Annotated in this window: 12 protein-coding genes; 7 read left to right on the top strand and 5 right to left on the bottom strand. The window is 54.0% G+C overall.

Annotated elements, in window-relative coordinates:
• Window positions 1-222 precede the first annotated feature (222 nt).
• The 4 genes from I2D94_RS08100 to I2D94_RS08085 form a co-directional block, all read right to left on the bottom strand.
• The gene (locus tag I2D94_RS08100; protein ID WP_195396226.1) at window positions 223-1,590 is read right to left on the bottom strand and encodes a sulfatase; all 1,368 of its coding nucleotides are present in this window, start codon (window positions 1,588-1,590) and stop codon (window positions 223-225) included.
• 2 nt (window positions 1,591-1,592) lie between these two features.
• Window positions 1,593-3,137, bottom strand: coding sequence for a DUF3604 domain-containing protein (locus I2D94_RS08095; RefSeq protein ID WP_229056805.1), 1,545 nt, complete (start codon window positions 3,135-3,137; stop codon window positions 1,593-1,595).
• A 115-nt stretch (window positions 3,138-3,252) separates the two neighbouring features.
• On the bottom strand, window positions 3,253-4,065 hold the full coding sequence (locus I2D94_RS08090; protein WP_229056804.1) for a PTS system mannose/fructose/sorbose family transporter subunit IID: 813 nt from the start codon (window positions 4,063-4,065) through the stop codon (window positions 3,253-3,255).
• The gene (locus I2D94_RS08085) at window positions 4,058-4,852 is read right to left on the bottom strand and encodes a PTS sugar transporter subunit IIC (protein WP_072683796.1); all 795 of its coding nucleotides are present in this window, start codon (window positions 4,850-4,852) and stop codon (window positions 4,058-4,060) included. Before I2D94_RS08085 ends, I2D94_RS08090 begins: the two co-directional genes overlap by 8 nt.
• 203 nt (window positions 4,853-5,055) lie before the next feature.
• Between I2D94_RS08085 and I2D94_RS08080 the strand changes: the two genes are divergently transcribed.
• The 7 genes from I2D94_RS08080 (at window position 5,056) to I2D94_RS08050 (ending at window position 15,604) form a co-directional block, all read left to right on the top strand.
• Window positions 5,056-5,781 carry a GntR family transcriptional regulator gene (locus I2D94_RS08080; protein ID WP_072683797.1) on the top strand — a complete coding sequence of 242 codons (726 nt, stop codon included), beginning with the start codon at window positions 5,056-5,058 and terminating at the stop codon, window positions 5,779-5,781.
• A gap of 459 nt (window positions 5,782-6,240) precedes the next feature.
• The gene (locus I2D94_RS08075; RefSeq protein ID WP_072683798.1) at window positions 6,241-6,798 is read left to right on the top strand and encodes a nitroreductase family protein; all 558 of its coding nucleotides are present in this window, start codon (window positions 6,241-6,243) and stop codon (window positions 6,796-6,798) included.
• Between the two features lie 233 nt (window positions 6,799-7,031).
• Window positions 7,032-9,593 carry a heavy metal translocating P-type ATPase gene (locus I2D94_RS08070; RefSeq protein WP_072683799.1) on the top strand — a complete coding sequence of 854 codons (2,562 nt, stop codon included), beginning with the start codon at window positions 7,032-7,034 and terminating at the stop codon, window positions 9,591-9,593.
• Window positions 9,594-9,860, top strand: coding sequence for a metal-sensing transcriptional repressor (locus tag I2D94_RS08065; protein ID WP_006059334.1), 267 nt, complete (start codon window positions 9,594-9,596; stop codon window positions 9,858-9,860).
• 237 nt (window positions 9,861-10,097) lie between these two features.
• Entirely contained in the window at window positions 10,098-11,471 is a 1,374-nt protein-coding gene (gene trkA, locus I2D94_RS08060; protein WP_195396224.1) for a Trk system potassium transporter TrkA, read from the top strand.
• On the top strand, window positions 11,468-12,934 hold the full coding sequence (locus I2D94_RS08055) for a TrkH family potassium uptake protein (protein ID WP_195396223.1): 1,467 nt from the start codon (window positions 11,468-11,470) through the stop codon (window positions 12,932-12,934). The genes trkA and I2D94_RS08055 overlap by 4 nt, the downstream gene beginning before the upstream one ends.
• Before the next feature lie 87 nt (window positions 12,935-13,021).
• Entirely contained in the window at window positions 13,022-15,604 is a 2,583-nt protein-coding gene (locus I2D94_RS08050) for a translation factor GTPase family protein (protein ID WP_072683803.1), read from the top strand.
• Window positions 15,605-15,678: 74 nt separating this feature from the next.
• Here the strand turns inward: I2D94_RS08050 and I2D94_RS08045 are convergent, their stop codons facing one another.
• A complete protein-coding gene (locus I2D94_RS08045; RefSeq protein WP_072683804.1) occupies window positions 15,679-16,185 on the bottom strand; it encodes a hypothetical protein in 507 nt (168 codons plus the stop codon).
• Window positions 16,186-16,545 lie beyond the last annotated feature (360 nt).

Below are 16,545 nucleotides of genomic sequence, written 5' to 3'. Positions count from 1 at the left end.
GAAATGAAGATGAGGATCTTTTAAATTGAGAACAGATACGATAGAATGAGTAATGGACATAGTGAGATTTCCTTTCTGTAATTTGTGGTGATTTTATTGTAACGGAAATTCTTACCTATGTCTCTTTTTTTTATGCTCAAGAAAAAAAGGCGTTGGTTTCTACCAACACCAAAATTTATAGAACCGGAATTTTCCGTTTCTCAGCGCTTTACTTTCGCTTATTTATTGCCAGCGCCCGCGCGGATCGTAATCCTGCGGATCCTTGCTTGACGCGTTGACGCATTCTTTTCTGTTTACCTTGTACTCCGGCTTCATTTCCAGCTCACCGTGAAGGATCGGATCCTGCGTCCGGATCTGGAACGTTCTGAGTTTTTCACGCAGGTCTTCCAGAATTTCCTGATAGCGCGGATCCTGCGCCAGATTCTTCCGCTCACCCGGATCGTAATAACAGTCGTACAGCGCTTCCGTATCTTTTGTCTGCGTAGCTAAATCGTTGCGCATGTAGAAATCCTTGGACGCCGACGAGTCCATATTCGACAGGTTCAGCTTCGTCCAGCTTTCATCATAGTAGCGGATATATTTATACCGGCGCGTGCGCACGCAGCGGATCGGTTCATAGCTGGTATGGAAATTCACCTCGGCAAAGATCTCGGAGACCGGCTCCGCGCTGATGTCCTCGAAGACTTCCGCAAACGAGGTGCCTTCCAGATAGTCTGGTTTTTCCAGCTGAAGCAGATCGCACAGCGTCGGCATCACGTCGACATGCGAAACCAAGGCGTCGATCACCTGGCCGTTGGCCTTCGCCCCCGGCACCCGCATGATCAGCGATACGCCGATCCCGCTGTCGGTCAGATTGCATTTATTAAACGGCAGTGCAACGCCGTGATCGGTCGTGAACATCACGATTGTTTTCTCCATCAGCCCTGTTTCCTTCAGCTTGGCGATCACCTTGCCGAAATTCTGATCCATGTAATAGGCTGAAGTCAGAAACTGTGCCTGATCGTGCCGGGTTTCCCCATTGTCGTCGATCGGAAACGGCGGGCGTACATAGCGCTCATCCACCGCCTCGCAGATCTCAACCGGATAAGGGCGATGCGTGCTGTGCATGCCATAGCTGAGGAAAAACGGTTCGTCCGCTTTGGCCTGATCCAGCCATTGGCAGACATGATCGGCGTTGATGGCGTCCCACAGATGCAGGTCTTCCTTTTTATACGGATCTGCGGAAGCGGTCAGCACCTCGTTGTAGCCCAGCTTGCCGGGCGCATCGGCATCCAGATACCAGCCGGATTCATGCTGGATGCCGCACAGGACAGTATGATAGCCATGACGCCCCAGAAACTGCGCCAGATGGCGTCGATAGTCGGTCAGTCCAAAGCCCCGCTGAGCCAGACCAAGCATCCCGTTTTGATGCGGATAAGTCCCTGTCAGCAGCGCCGCGCGGCTGGGCGAACAGGTCGGCCCCGCGCAGTATGCCTGGGTGAACACAGCGGCATCCCTGGCAAACGCCAACAGATTGTCCGTCGGCGCGTTTACGCCGTAGGGGCTTACCATCCGGCCGCTGTCATGGGTGTGGATATACAGAATATTCATGACTATTCCCCTTTCTTTTCAACAAAGACCGGGCTTGTCCAGGCGCATCCTCCGTTTCTTTCCCAGATCCGTAAGCGCAGGTGCTTGACGTCGCTCAGATCCAGCGTTCTTTCCAGCTGGACATGATAGCCGTTTTCCACAACGGCCTGGCCGATTTTGAATTTATACGCGTTATGCCACCACGGATCAGTCCGGTAATAATCTGTGAAGTTAAAGCGATCTTTCACCAGCTGACGCGCTTCCTCTTCCAGCTCCACGACCCGCGAGGTCTTTAACAGATCCCCGACTGCCAGCGGATATTCAACGCCGTCGATGCTCAGCAGCACCGTGCCTTCCCGATCGGTTTCCACTTCAAAGATAAAGCCTTCCGTCGTGACAGCCGACGGTCCCATCCACTTGCCAGTGGCCGTTGTCTTGTACGTTGTCAGATCAAATTCGCAGCGGTTATCCGTCACGTCGTGCAGATCCTGTCCGAAGTTGCTCCAGCATTTTTCGATGCTGAGGAGTTTTCCACCTGGAACTTCCAGCGCGCCTTTCCATTGACGCGAAGCGATGTCCGGGAAAATCCGGCGGTCCGGTCCCCAGCCGAATTCCACTTTAAATTTGAAACGGATCGTCTCACCCAGCGGCTTGCGCTCCCAGGTGGAGGTATGCGGAATCATCTCCACAACCTGATTGTCTTCAATGACTTCAATCCGGTCGATCGCGTCGCTGCCGATCACGTCCAGCGTCAGTTTCGCTTTCGGATTTGGTTCGATGACATCGCCCATCAGCTTGCCGTCGACCTGCATCCTGACCTGAATCCGATCCTTCGATACGCCGTAGGTATGACGCTTCTGCATCGCGTCCCAGATCGCTTCCTTCGTGTTGCCCTCGGCTAAGCAGGCCATGTAGCCAAAGCCATAGACGCAAGGAGCGGAATGGTTGTCGCCCGAGGCGATGACGCCGAATTTGTAGCCATCTTCCCACCCCCGTTCAACACAGGTTTCGCCCGTCCGCGGTCCCATGTGGACATGGCGCGTCATTTCAATCGGGCCGTTGTCGTTTTCACTGCTGCCGTGGGAAGAATAGATTTCCACAAACGGCGAGAAGGCTTCGTTATGCGTGGCCCAGTTCTTGCCGCGGTTTTCCAGCTGATAAGCCAGATGATGCGGAATCCCGATCACGTCCTTACCCGCATAGGCTTGGACCAGATCCGCATAGCGCAGCGGATATTCCATCTTCTGCCGGTTATCCTTGCAGAAAACATTGTGATCGCCATCCTGTCCGGCGCCCTGCCACTCGTAGCCCATAAACATCGGGAATCCGGCGGCGTTGACTTTCTCCGTAAACTCGCGCAGTGCTTCCCAGTCTTTTTCAATTACGTCTAATGGATAACGGTCTTCCACGCCCAGCCCCGTTTCATCCTTGCGCATGGTATAAGGATAATAGGCGATTGGCCAGAAATCCATCATCTTCTGTACCTGGTCAAACCATTGCGGCAGTTCGTTCATCTGTTCGTGGTGGATGTTGCTGTGCATATCCGTCCAAAGAATTTTATAATCCATACGTCTATTTCCTCCCTTTATCGTTATTGTTTACACTCATTTCTGTTTCATCAGAGAATGAAGATTCATTTTCTGATGAAACAGACAGGCGCAATCAGCGCCTGACTGTCGTGAATTACATAATGCCTAACAGAACCATGACGGCGGCCAGACCCAGGATGCCCAGAATCAGCTTGTTGCTGTTCCAGCCCTTTTTGTCCGCCAGCAGCCAGCAGCCCACGGTGACCAACATCGGGACCAAAGTCGGCATGATCTTGTTCAGGATTTCCTGAATCGAAACGGTCATTTCTCCTGCCGTGAAGACAAACTTGATCGGCGCAGCCACAGTCGTCGAAGCGACGCCGCCGATAACGATCAGACCGACCATCGTCAGTGCAGTCGTGATCTTATCTTTGATTTCCTTGTTCATCAACAGCTTGACGGCATCCATGCCTAAATCATAGCCCTTCATGAACATGAAGTATTTTAACGGAATGACGGTGCCCAGCCAGGCGATCACAAAGAAGATCGCGCCGATCAGCGAACCGCCGGCGGACAAACCGATTGCGATCGAAAGCAGGATCGGGCTGTAGGTTCCCATTAAGATGGAATCGCCGATGCCGGCAAACGGACCCATCAGGGCATTCTTGGTGCCCATGATCAGTTCCGCGTCGACTTCGCCGCCGTTGGCCCGCGCTTCTTCCAGAGCGATCGTGATGCCCGGGATGACGCTGCCCAACTGCGGTTCCGTATTGAAGAACTGCATGTGGCGGGTCAGCGCCGCTTTCAGTTCCTCCGGATTATCGCCGTATAACTTTTCCAGAGGTTTCGACATCGTATGACAGAAGGCCAAACCCTGCATACGTTCAAAGTTCTGCGCGCAGTGGTGGAAGAACATCCAAGTCCATGCGGCGTTCTTAACGTCCTTGCGGTCCAGTTTCTTACTCATCGTAATCTCCTCCTTCATCCGCGGCAGCCGCGTTGCCGGCGCCGTTATATTTCGCCATAACGAACAGCAGCGCGACGCCGACGGCCATAATGGTTAACGCGGTCGTCGTCATGCCGGTCGCCTGAGTGATGATCCAGCCCATTAAGAACAGCACGATCATCCACTTTTCGGCAACGATCTGCTTCAGCAGCAGCGCGAAGCCCAGCGCCGGAAGCATCTTGCCGGCAACCTGCAAAAACTGTAAGACGATCGGCGGCAGTGCGTGCAGAATCGCTTCCGCAGCCGGAGCGCCGAAGTAGCAGGCGATCGTTACGACGCTGACGCGTTCAACTAAATGCAGAATTGTGCCGCACAGGTTGTTGCGGGCGATTCCCGAAACATTGCCCTGTTCCGCACATTTATCGCCCCGGTGAACCCAATACGAGTTGACCGTCATCGTGAAGTTGTGCATCGCGGTGCCTAACGCGCCTAACGGAATGGCTAACGCGATCGCCGCTTCCGCGCCGCCGCCCGCGACCATCGCTAACGGAATACCGATAAACGCCGCGTAGTTCACATCAGACGGCATCGCGCCGCCCGCGACGATCTGGCCCAGATACATCGCCTGAACCGCTACGCCGCACAATACGCCGGTGGTGACGTCCCCCAGAATCAAACCGACGATAGCGCCCGCTACCAACGGTCTGCCGACACAGTAGAATCCGCCAGTCGTACCAAACAGCCATGGTACCTGGTTTCGGCCGAGATAAGCGAATACGCCTATCAGGAGTGCCTGAATTAAAGACATAAAGTTTTTCCTCCCTATTTCTCATAAACCCCTCAAGGTTTATCTCCGAGTCCATTGTATTATCAATATCTAAATTTATCAATACAAATTTTGTAATTTATTATCAATTCAAGTCACATTTTCTCAATTTGTATTACTATTAACCCCTTTCTTTCTTGTCATAATAATACAAATATGCTATGATTGGCACAGAAGGTGAAACCATGGCAAGCTCAAAGCAAGCGCGGATTCCGCGATATAAACAAATTGAAAATGATCTGATTGATAAAATCAACAGCGGCGTATACGTCACGGACGACCTGCTTCCCACCGAGGCTGAGCTGTCCAGGGAATACGGCGTCTCGCGCGTAACCGTCCGTCAGGCCCTGGGCAATCTGACCACCCGGGGCTACATCTACCGCAATCAGGGCAGCGGCTCGTTCGTCGCCAAGCCCAACGTCATCCAACGCACCCCGCTGATCAAAAGCTTCAGCGACGATATGCGGGACATGGGAAAAGTGCCGACCTCCATCGTCAATACCTTTTCCGTGACCACCGCCGGCAAGACCGTCGCGCGGATTCTCGGCATCCGGCCGGAGGATCGGATTTACTACATCGAGCGGACGCGGATGGCCGACGACGTACCGATCATGTTTGAACGTACCTACATGGCCGTCGATCTGCATCCCGACATGTCGATTAAAATTCTGGAATCCTCAAAATACGACTATGCCGAAAAAAACGGCTACGACATCGACTGTGACTATCAGAATATCTCGGCGATTTTCCCGCCCGAATACATTGCGGAAATCCTGCGCTGCGATCCCAAGATGCCGATCATCAAGATCGCAAATACAGTTTATATGAAAAACGGGAAGATTTTCGATTTCGACGAATTGTATATGCATCCCGAATTGTACCAGCTGAATATCGTCAAACGCCGGGAATAATCCCGGTTTTCTTTTGGCGTTCCCGCTTTTTGTCTTCGCAGAAAGTAACGCAGGCCAGCCATCAGGCTGAACAATACCCTCGGATTCAGACTTGATCAGAACAAGGAAACAACCAACGCTTTCCTTCAACGGTCTTGTAAAACGGTCAGACTGTTTTCAATGCTTCAGAATTGTTTTTTTGAATAAGGGGAGAGGGACGATCCGTATTTGGAGGTTTGAAGGAAGTTGCAAACAGAAATCAGTCTGGAACAGGGAAATCGTCCCTCTAGTATTAATATTGCGCAAAATTGAAAAAAGCCCCTCTTTTTTTTGATTTTTTTAAAATTTTTACTATTTCGATGATTTCGCCCCTGTTTTTCATTCAATTCGATGATTTTCCTCGCGCGATCCTTTACAATAGGATCAAGGTCCCAATTCAGATTTGACACTGGAAAAAGAACGCAAAAAGGAGGTTCAATCATGGAATTGGAAGAAGTAATCGCACAGCGGCGAAGTATCCGCAAGTTTGAAACAAAACCTGTGGAAAAAGCCAAACTGGAAAAGCTGATCGAAGCCGCGCGGCTGTGTCAGTCGGCGAAAAACCGCCAGCCCTGGCAATTTATGATTTTAGAGGATGGCCGGAAAGATCAGGTCGCCGGGATTATGCTTCAGCTGTTTGAAAGTCACGATGAAGAACTGCCCGGCTATGTCAACAGTTCCAGGCACACCGCTCAGATTATACAAAACGCGCCTGTCCTGATGCTTGTCTTCAGAGAACCGGACGAGCTGTGGATCCCCGGTGATCTGTTATCCATCGGCGCCGCAATCGAGCATGTTTGTCTGGAAGCGGTGAACCTCGGCTTAGGCGCTTTGTGGATCCGCGATACCGAATATACGGAAAAGGAAATCTGCGCCTATGTAGGTTATCCTCAGCTGCAGTTAGTCTCCGCTATTGCGCTGGGCTACCCGGCCGAACAGCCCGCTCCGCGCCCGCGGAAAACTCCCGAAGCGCTTCTGCTTCCATTTCAGGGACGTTAACGCGTCCTTTTTCTTTTTCTCATCCTGACCGGGTATGATTTGACCCGGCCGGTTTATCCTATATAAAGGATCGGGGACCGCAAAGGAATTTAAGTTATGAAAAAGCAAGGAATTTAAGTCCTGAAAAGATAAGGAATTCGAGTCTTGAAAAAGCATTGCGATTGACAGAAAAAACGATGTGCGTTATGCTACTTCCATACACCCCCTAGGGGTGGGGTACTCGAGGTGATGAAATGAAGAAAACTTATGATGTTACAGGCATGAGCTGCTCCGCCTGCAGCGCTGCGATCGAGCGCGGCGTGCGCAAGCTGGACGGCGTCGAACAATGCGACGTCAATCTGTTGGCGAACAAGATGACCGTCAGCTTCGATGAAAATCAGCTGACCAGCGATAAGATTCTGCAGGCTGTCGAACAGGCCGGCTATCACGCCGAGGAGCACGGCGCACCCGCGGCGGCTTCCAAAGCGTCAGCCGCGGAAAATCCGATGGAGAAGCAGATCAAAACGATGAAGACCCATTTTATCATCTCCGTCGTCTTCATGCTTCCGCTGTTCTATCTGTCGATGGGCCACATGATGGGCTGGCCGCTTCCGGCGTTTTTCCTCGGTCATGAAAACACGATGAACTTTGCGCTGACGCAGTTTCTGTTGTGTCTGCCGGTTGTGATCGTCAACGGCCACTACTTTACCAACGGTTTCAAGAACCTGTTCCGGCGCTCGCCGAACATGGATTCGCTGATCGCCATCGGTTCCGCCGCCGCGATCGTCTACGGCGTGATCGCGCTGTATGAAATCGGCATGGGACTGGGCGCGCAGGATATGGTCAAGGTTCACAGCTGGGCGATGGACATGTATTTTGAGACTTCGGCGATGATTCTGACCTTGATCACGCTGGGCAAATATCTGGAAACCCGCTCCAAGGGCAAAACCTCGGAAGCGATCGCCAAGCTGATGGATCTCGCGCCGAAAACTGCCTGGGTCCGCCGCGGTGAAGAGTTCGTGGAAATTCCCGTCGAGGATGTCCGCCCGGGCGACCGCCTCCGCGTCAAGCCGGGCCAGAGCGTACCGGTCGACGGCGTGATCGTACAGGGCAGCGCGGCCTTTGACGAATCGGCGATCACCGGCGAAAGCATTCCGGTCGAACGCACCGTCGGTGAAAAGATCATCGGCGCAACCGTCAACAAAAGCGGCGCGGTGGAAATGGAAGCGACGCTGGTCGGTGAGGACACCACGCTCTCGCAGATCATCCGGCTGGTAGAAGAAGCGTCAGCCTCCAAAGCGCCGATCGCCAAGCTGGCCGACAAGGTCAGCGGCGTCTTCGTTCCCGTTGTAATCACGATCGCCCTGGCGGCCGCCGTCATCTGGCTGCTTCTGGGCGAATCAATCAGCTTCGCGGTATCGATCGGAATCGCCGTCCTGGTCATTTCCTGTCCGTGCGCGCTGGGGCTGGCAACACCGACCGCGATCATGGTCGGCACCGGCAAGGGTGCGGAGAACGGTATTCTGATTAAATCCGGCGAAGCGCTGGAAACAGCGCATTCCTTACAAACCGTCATTCTGGATAAAACCGGCACGGTCACAACCGGCAAGCCGGAAGTCACCGAGGTCACGGTTCTGGGCGAAAGCGAAGCCGCGCTGCTGGACGCCGCCGTTTCCTTGGAAGCGGTGTCCGAGCATCCGCTGGCGGAAGCGATCGTGCGCTATGGTCAGAAACAAAATGCCAAGATCCAATCCGTTGATCAATTCGAGAACATCGCCGGCCAGGGTGTTCGGGCGTTGATCGACGGCCAGCCGACCGCTGCCGGCAATCTCAGAATGATGCAGGCGATGGGACTGGCGGACAAGCAGATCGAACAGCTGCATCACAACGCCGCATCGCAGGGCCGCACGCCGTTGTTCATCGCCCAGAGCGGAGTGGTTCTGGGAATGATCGCCGTCGCTGATACGATCAAACCGACCAGCCGCGCCGCGGTCGCTGAATTCAAACGGATGGGAATCGACGTGATCCTGCTGACCGGCGACAACCCGCAGGTGGCCCAGGCGATCGCCGCCCAGGCCGGGATCGACAACGTGATCGCCGAGGTTCTGCCGTCCGATAAGCAGCGGGTCGTCAGCCAGGTTCAGGCCGAAGGCCGCAAGGTCGCCATGATTGGCGACGGCATCAACGACGCCCCGGCGCTGGCCCAGGCGGACGTCGGCATCGCGATCGGCGCGGGAACAGACGTGGCGATTGAATCCGCCGATATCGTCTTGATGAAAAGCGATCTGTGGGACGCCGTCACGGCCATCAAGCTCTCCAAAGCTGTCCTGCGCAACATCAAGCAGAATCTGTTCTGGGCTTTGATCTACAACAGCATCGGGATTCCGCTGGCCGCCGGCGTGTTCATTCCGCTGTTAGGCTGGAAGCTGAATCCGATGTTCGGCGCGGCGGCGATGAGCTTAAGCTCCGTCAGCGTCGTTTCCAACGCGCTGCGGCTGAAATTATTCTCCAGTCCGCGCCCGGCCGGACTCCCGGAGTCTTCCTCGGCGCCTGCCGCGCAGGTTGCCGTCCAGCATATTGAATTTAAAAATAAAGGAGAAAAGAACATGACAAAAACTATGATCGTAAACGGAATGGCCTGCGCTCATTGCAAGGCCCGCGTCGAAGCCGCGCTCAACGCCGTCGCCGGCGTCGAAAAAGCAGAGGTCACGCTGGACGAAAAGAAAGCGGTCGTCAGCTGCAGCCAGCCGGTGGAAGACAGCGCGCTGATCCAGGCCGTTACCGATGCGGGATACGAAGTCGTTTCCGTCGCGTAAATGAAAGCCGACGCCGCCCGCACCCTGCAGCTGTTAAAAACAGCGCGGGGACAGATCGACGGCGTGATCCGGATGGTCGAGGACGACCGCTACTGCATCGACATCTCCAACCAGATCCAGGCCGCCTCGGCGATTCTGGCAAAGGTCAATCAGGAGATTTTAAGCGCCCACATTCACGGCTGCGTGAAGGACGCGATGCATGGCCAACCGGAAGACGCCGAAGCGAAGATTGAAGAAGTGCTGGAGATTCTGGACCGCTGCTTATAGCGTCGGATCTCTTTACTTAGAAAGCCCGGAATTTTCCGGGTTTTTTTCTGCTTCTTAAGCGTTATCCCTGATCCATTCCGTTTTCATCCTTTTTCTACCACTTTCGTTTTCCCGAAATCAGAAACAGTCCGGTAGAGAACAGATCCGCATGCTATAATGAAGAAAAGAACAACCTCACGGACTGCCCGCCAGCTTGTCCGAAGCGGGAAGCCCTCCGATCAATCAGGAGGAACGCTTATGAATATCATTATTTCCGGCTGCGGCAACGTCGGCTATCATCTGGCCCGCACCTTGATGAAAGAAGGGCATAACGTCACCGTTATCGACGCGGATCCCGAAGTCTGCCAGCGCGTCAGCCGCCAGCTCGACGTTTTATGCCTGCAGGGATCCGCGCTGGACCTCGACGTTCAAAATGCCGCCGGGGCAGATCATGCCTATCTGTTTATCGCCGTAACCCGCGATGAAAAAGCCAACATGCTCAGCGCGTTAATGGCCCGGCATTCAGGCTGTCGGATCGCCTTAATCCGGATGCAGGAATCCACCGCTTTAAAATCTCTGTCCTTACTCAGTCAGGATTTAAACTTATCGCTGTCGCTGAATCCGGACGAACTGGCAGCCCGGGAGCTGGTCAGAATTCTGGAATTTCCGGCGTCGGTCAATGTCGACAGCTTTTCTGCCGGGCGCGTGGAACTGATGGAATTCGAGGTTCAGCCCGGTTCAGCGCTGATCGGAAAGAATCTGACGGCAATCCGCAAAGCCTATCCCGGCCGCTATTTGTTCAGCTTGTGTCTGCGCGGCGATCAGGCTTCGATCCCCCGCGGCGATTTCATCGTCCAGGCCCGGGATCATTTAACCCTGACCGCTTCGCGTTCCCAAGCGCTGGCATTGTTCAGCCGCTTAAAACTGCGGACAACCGGAATCCGGCAGCTTCTTATTCTGGGCGGCGGCGATCTCGGCTTATCCCTCTGCCAGCAGCTGGCGGATCAGCCGGTTCAGATCACGCTCGTGGAAAAGGATCCGGCCCGCTGCGCCCTCATCAGCACCTGGTTTCATAAAGTGGACGTCTGCCGGGGCGATGCGACCAATCATCCGTTTTTACAGACATTGAACTTTGATGCGATGGATGCTCTGATCGCCGTGACTGGCAGCGATGAAATCAACGCCATGCTTGCGCTGTATGGCAGAAGCCGGCAAATCGGCCTGGTCTTCTGCCGTCAGAATACGCATTCCTATCTGCCGATCCTGCACGAAGCCAAAATCCGTACCGTCATGCCCAAGGATCTGGCAACCGAACAGATTCTCGGCTATGTCCGTTCGATCGACAGCCGCGATGAAAATCCGATCATTACGCTGCACACGCTGGCCGGCGGTCAGATCGAAGCGCTTGAATTTGAAATCGGGCCGGATGCCCGGCGCATTGTCGCCGCGCCTTTACAGGCGCTGCCGTTGAAGAAAAACATTCTGATCACCGCGGTTCTGCGGCATGCCCAGATGATCATCCCGGGCGGCCGGGATCAGCTGCAAACCGGCGATTTCATCATTGTTTTAGCCCCGGCCGGGCAAGTTCACCGTCTCGCGGATCTGCTTGAAACTCCGCTGCGGTCGGTATGAACAGGAAGCTGGCCGGTTGGATCGCCGGCGCTTCACTGCTCGGATCCGCAGCCGCAATGGCCCTTCCCTTATGTTTCGCAGCAATTTCAGGGGAACGGCTCGACCTTTTTCTGATCCCGATGTTATGCTGCGCGCTGCCCGGCAGCCTGTTGCTTCGCTACGGCCGCGGCGAACGGGTGATTTCAGCCCGTGAGGGCTTGCTGAGCATCGGACTCTGCTGGCTGATTTTATCGCTGTGCGGAGCGCTGCCGCTGAGTTTGAGCGGACAGCTTTCGTTCATCGACAGCGTATTTGAAATTATTTCCGGCTATACGACCACCGGAGCGACAATCCTGACCGACGTGGAAGCGCTGCCCCGCTCACTTCTGTTGTGGCGGGCACTGACGCAGTGGATTGGAGGGGTGGGCTTCGTCGTATTTATGGTCATGCTTGTCCCCGCTTCCCAAGGCAGCACGATGAATCTGGCGGAAGCAGAAGCCAGTCCGGCGGCGGAGAAATTATTTCCCCGCTTCCGGCAGAGCGCGGCGGTCCTGTGTGGGGTATATGGCGGATTAACCCTTGTGGAAGCGATCCTCTTATGTTTTGCCAAAATGCCGTTGTGGGAAAGTGTCTGCCACGCTTTGGCAACCGCCGGCACCGGCGGATTTTCAACCCGGAATCTTGGGATTGCCGCCTATCAGTCCCCGGCCGTGGAATCCATCATCGCATTCTTCATGTTGATTTTCGGCGTCAATCTCAAGCTTGTGTGGCTGTTTGTCACCGGCCGGGCGGCGCAGGCTTTGAAAAACGAGGAGCTGCGCTGGTATGCCGGATTGTTTCTGGGATTCTGGCTGATCATTGCGGGCAGTCTGATTCTGGATGGAAAAGCGTTGGTGAATGCCTTGGGGCTGGCCTTCTTCCAAACCGCCAGCGCGATCAGCACCACCGGCTTCGCCAGCGCCGATTTTAACCGCTGGCCGCAGCTTTGCCGGCTGCTTCTGCCCTTGATCACAATGCTCGGCGCCTGCACCGGCTCCAGCGGCGGCGGTTTGAAGATCGCCCGGGTCATCGTGGCAGGAAAAGCCATGAAACGGGAGCTGCACCGCAGCCGTCAGCCGCAGATTGTCAAAATTGCGACGCTGGACGGACAGCCTGTTGCGGAAGCCACAATCCAGCGTACGTTAACGTTTATCCTCATTTATCTGTCGTTTTTCCTCGTCGGCTGGATTTTGTTAGCGGCGGCTGGCGCGGATCTGGAAACGGCCGGCAGCGCCGTGCTTACCTGCATGAATAATTCCGGCACCGGCTTGAACGGCGTTGGTCCGCTGGGCAGCTATGCCGCTTTCCCGCCGTTTTCCAAACTGGTATTGTGTCTGGTCATGTTAGCGGGAAGACTGGAATTCTATCCGCTGTTATTGATCTGCCTGCCTGAAACCTGGACCGCTCCGACGTTAAAAATCAACTCGGAAAAGCGCTCATCTTAGCATGATGCGTTTCCCCTTGGAAACACAGCGGCGCAAATCGCTGGTAAAAGACTTGAACAAACACGGAAAGTCGCATACAATTTTTCTATGAAACAGATTATTTTAGGCGCGCTGGCGCATGTCGACGCCGGCAAGACAACCTTGTCGGAAAGTCTTCTTTATCAATCCAATCAAATCCGGAAGCGCGGCCGCGTCGATCATCAGGATACCGTCCTCGATTATGACGATCAGGAACGCAGCCGGGGTATTACGATCTTTTTAAAGCAGGCGATGTTCCCGTGGAAGCAAACCGAATTCACACTGCTGGACACGCCCGGCCATATCGACTTCAGCGCGGAAATGGAGCGCACGCTGCAGGTGCTGGACTACGCGATCGTGCTGATCAGCGGCATCGACGGCGTGCAGGCGCATACGCATACGATCTGGAAGCTGTTGGAAACCTATCATGTCCCGGCGTTTGTGTTCGTCAACAAGATGGATATTGCTTACGATGACGCGGCGGCGCTGATGACTTCGCTGCAAACCCAGCTTGATCCGCGGATTATCGACTTTACGCAGGTGGACGGGCAGATGGAAAACATCGCGATGCAGCGCGACGATCTGCTGGAAAGCTATCTTAAGCAGGGGACGCTGACCCCTTCCCAGATCCAGAGCGCGGTCGCTGACCGCTCGCTTTTTCCCTGTTATTTCGGCTCCGCGCTGAAAGCGGACGGCGTGGAAGCGCTGTTGGACGGACTGGACGCCTACACCGCAATGAAAAGCTATCCGGAAACCTTCGGAGCCCGAGTTTACAAAGTTTCCCGCGACCGCCAGGGCACGCGCTTGACGCATGTCAAAGTTACCGGCGGTGTTTTAAAGGCCAAACAGGTGCTGGACAACGGTGAAAAGGTCGATCAGCTGCGGCTGTACTCCGGCGAGCAGTTCACCATGGTCAATGAGGTTCCGGCTGGTCAGGTTTGTTGCCTGAAAGGACCGATGAAATTAGGGATTCATGACGGATTGGGATTTGAGCAGCCCGCTCGGACGCCGGTGCTTTCCGCCTGTCTGAGCTACAGCCTGATCCCGCCGGCGGGCTGCGATCCGTTTGCGTTATATCGTCAGCTCAAGCAGCTAGAGGAAGAAGATCCCCAGCTGCATCTGCAATTTCACGCGCCGACGCAGGAAATCCGCATTCAGATCATGGGCAACGTTCAGATTGAGATCTTGAAACAGCTGATCGCCAGCCGGTTTCACCTGGACGTGGAGTTCGACGAAGGAAAAATCAATTACAAAGAAACGATCTGCACGCCGGTGGAAGGCGTCGGTCATTACGAGCCGCTGCGCCATTACGCCGAGGTGCATCTGTTGCTTGAACCGCTGCCGCCCGGCTCTGGGGTGCAGGTGACTTCCGACTGCCCGGTCGATTGGTTAGCGCTGCCGTGGCAGAAAATGGTGCTGAACTGTCTGGATGAAATCGAAGTTCCCGGCGTATTAACCGGCTCGCCGATCACCGATATCAAAATCACGCTGATCGCCGGGAAAGCGCACATCAAACATACCGAAGGCGGCGACTTCCGCCAGGCCACGCTTCGGGCGCTGCGTCAGGGTTTGCGCAGGACAACCTGCCAGCTGCTGGAGCCGGTCTATCAGTTCCGCATGGAGCTGCCCGCCGGTCAGCTGAGCCGTGCGCTGTTCGATCTGCAGCGGATGCAGGCGCAGTCGGCAATCACGCAGAATCAGACCGACACGGTAATTCTGGAAGGCACGGCCCCAGTTGCCAAAATGCGCAATTACCAAGCCGAGCTGACCGCTTATACCCATGGCTTAGGCCGGCTGGTCTGCACGTTTCAAGGTTATCAGCCCTGCGCCGATCAACAGGCACTGATCGAAGCGATCGGCTACGACTGCGACGGCGATCTCGACTTCCCTGCGGATTCCGTTTTCTGCAGCCACGGCGCAGGATTTCTTGTGCGCTACGACGAAGTTGAGGAACACATGCATATCGAAGCTCAATGGCATCCGCAGAAAGTGGAGACAGTCGATTCCGGTTATCATCATAACCGCTATACCGTCGACGACGCCGAGCTGAAACGTGTCATGGAACGTACGCACAAGCCGAAGGAAAAAGTGGCGGTACGCGCTCCGGTCAAGCGCAAGGAAATGCCGGAACATATTGAAATCCAGCGGCAGAAGCCCAAGACGAAATGTCTGTTAGTCGATGGTTACAATATGATTCATTCGTGGAGTGAGCTTGTTGTGCTGGCCCGGGAAGATCTGTCCGCAGCCCGCGATCAGCTGATCCAGCTGCTTTCCAGCTTCCAGGGAACCCGCACCGGAATTCTGATTCTGGTCTTCGACGCGTATCAGGTCAAGGATAATCCCGGCTCAATTCAGAAGCTGCATAACCTGTACGTCGTCTACACGAAAACCTCGCAGACGGCCGATTCCTACATCGAAAAAGCCACGCATCAGCTCGCCGACCAGTTTGAGGTTACCGTCGCAACTTCCGATGGGATGGAACAGCTGATCATCATGGGGCAGGGCGCGATGCGCCTCAGCTCACGCGAGCTGGAAGTCCAGGTCCAGCAGCTCCGTCATCAACATCGCAAACAGGAACGGGAAAATCTTGAACCCCACCGCCCGCTGAAAGAACTCAAAACCCTGCTTTCTGATCCCGAAGACGATCAGTAAACTCAATGTAAAAACTTCCGACACATAAAAAAAGCGCAGGCTCTAAAAGTCTGTGTTTTCTTTGTTTTTGATCGTTATTCCACGCTGTTCATCCAGTTCCTAAATTCTTCAATCCGAGCTTGTTCTTCGGCTTCCGTCAAAACAGCAGAGTTCTCATATTCTTCAATGTTATGCGATTTTATGAACTTCGCGCCTTTGTAATAGTGAATGGTTGGGATTTTTGTGATCGCATAACGATCCAGAAACGCCAGAAAATCCTGAATCGCCTGCTCAGCTGCCTTCGCGTCCTGCGTAGAACAGGCCGTGATGGAATCTTCAAGATCAAAGAAATAGTAAGCGGCCGGCTGACTCAGTTTCAGCTTTTGGGTATCTTCAACAATCGCCTGACAGGTAACATCCTTTCCCGCACAAAACAATATGAAATAGTTTTCTTCAGTATCCGCCAGACTTTCCAATTCTGCTTCTGTAATCGACTGGATCTTCGGACTGCGGCTGATCTGTGCGCCCAGGCTGGACTTTTTGTCAGAGGCACAGCCGCAAAGCAATAGACTTATGACAATAAAAGCTATTATTTTCTTCATCGTTAATTTCCTCTTTTCACACTACTCTTGCCGCTACGAAACTGTGCTGTTCACGAATGAAATAAAAGACGAAGCGTTTTCCCATTTTGGAATTCTTCGTCTTTTTCTCTTATTTTTACACCCTCGGTTAAGAATCAAGCTTTATCAATCGAAACTTCGTCTTTCGATTGGAAGCCTCGCTTCACTCTTCATTGACTATGGAATAAAAACCAAAGACTTAAATTATTGAATAAACTCTCCGTTATCCTTGTCCATTGGTATGCCCTCTCCAGACTCACTTTTTATTATTGATTCAAAGTCATCGTTTTCTTTTCAGTTTCCTCTCCCCGTTCTGGTAACGAAGAAGGAAACGGCTTAAAA

Origin of the sequence: Holdemania sp. 1001302B_160321_E10 (assembly GCF_015552275.1) — a bacterium.
Taxonomy (GTDB): Bacteria; Bacillota_I; Bacilli_A; order Erysipelotrichales; family Erysipelotrichaceae; genus Holdemania.
The sequence above is the reverse complement of the archived record's forward strand: the minus strand, read 5'-3'. Positions and strand labels throughout refer to the sequence as shown.

Excerpts from the sequence above, each read along its gene's own strand:
- I2D94_RS08100 (WP_195396226.1), bottom strand. The coding sequence starts at position 1,590 with ATGAATATTCTGTATATCCACACCCATGACAGCGGCCGGATGGTAAGC.
- I2D94_RS08095 (WP_229056805.1), bottom strand. The coding sequence starts at position 3,137 with ATGGATTATAAAATTCTTTGGACGGATATGCACAGCAACATCCACCAC.
- I2D94_RS08090 (WP_229056804.1), bottom strand. The coding sequence starts at position 4,065 with ATGAGTAAGAAACTGGACCGCAAGGACGTTAAGAACGCCGCATGGACT.
- I2D94_RS08085 (WP_072683796.1), bottom strand. The coding sequence starts at position 4,852 with ATGTCTTTAATTCAGGCACTCCTGATAGGCGTATTCGCTTATCTCGGC.
- I2D94_RS08080 (WP_072683797.1), top strand. The coding sequence starts at position 5,056 with ATGGCAAGCTCAAAGCAAGCGCGGATTCCGCGATATAAACAAATTGAA.
- I2D94_RS08075 (WP_072683798.1), top strand. The coding sequence starts at position 6,241 with ATGGAATTGGAAGAAGTAATCGCACAGCGGCGAAGTATCCGCAAGTTT.
- I2D94_RS08070 (WP_072683799.1), top strand. The coding sequence starts at position 7,032 with ATGAAGAAAACTTATGATGTTACAGGCATGAGCTGCTCCGCCTGCAGC.
- I2D94_RS08065 (WP_006059334.1), top strand. The coding sequence starts at position 9,594 with ATGAAAGCCGACGCCGCCCGCACCCTGCAGCTGTTAAAAACAGCGCGG.
- trkA (WP_195396224.1), top strand. The coding sequence starts at position 10,098 with ATGAATATCATTATTTCCGGCTGCGGCAACGTCGGCTATCATCTGGCC.
- I2D94_RS08055 (WP_195396223.1), top strand. The coding sequence starts at position 11,468 with ATGAACAGGAAGCTGGCCGGTTGGATCGCCGGCGCTTCACTGCTCGGA.
- I2D94_RS08050 (WP_072683803.1), top strand. The coding sequence starts at position 13,022 with ATGAAACAGATTATTTTAGGCGCGCTGGCGCATGTCGACGCCGGCAAG.
- I2D94_RS08045 (WP_072683804.1), bottom strand. The coding sequence starts at position 16,185 with ATGAAGAAAATAATAGCTTTTATTGTCATAAGTCTATTGCTTTGCGGC.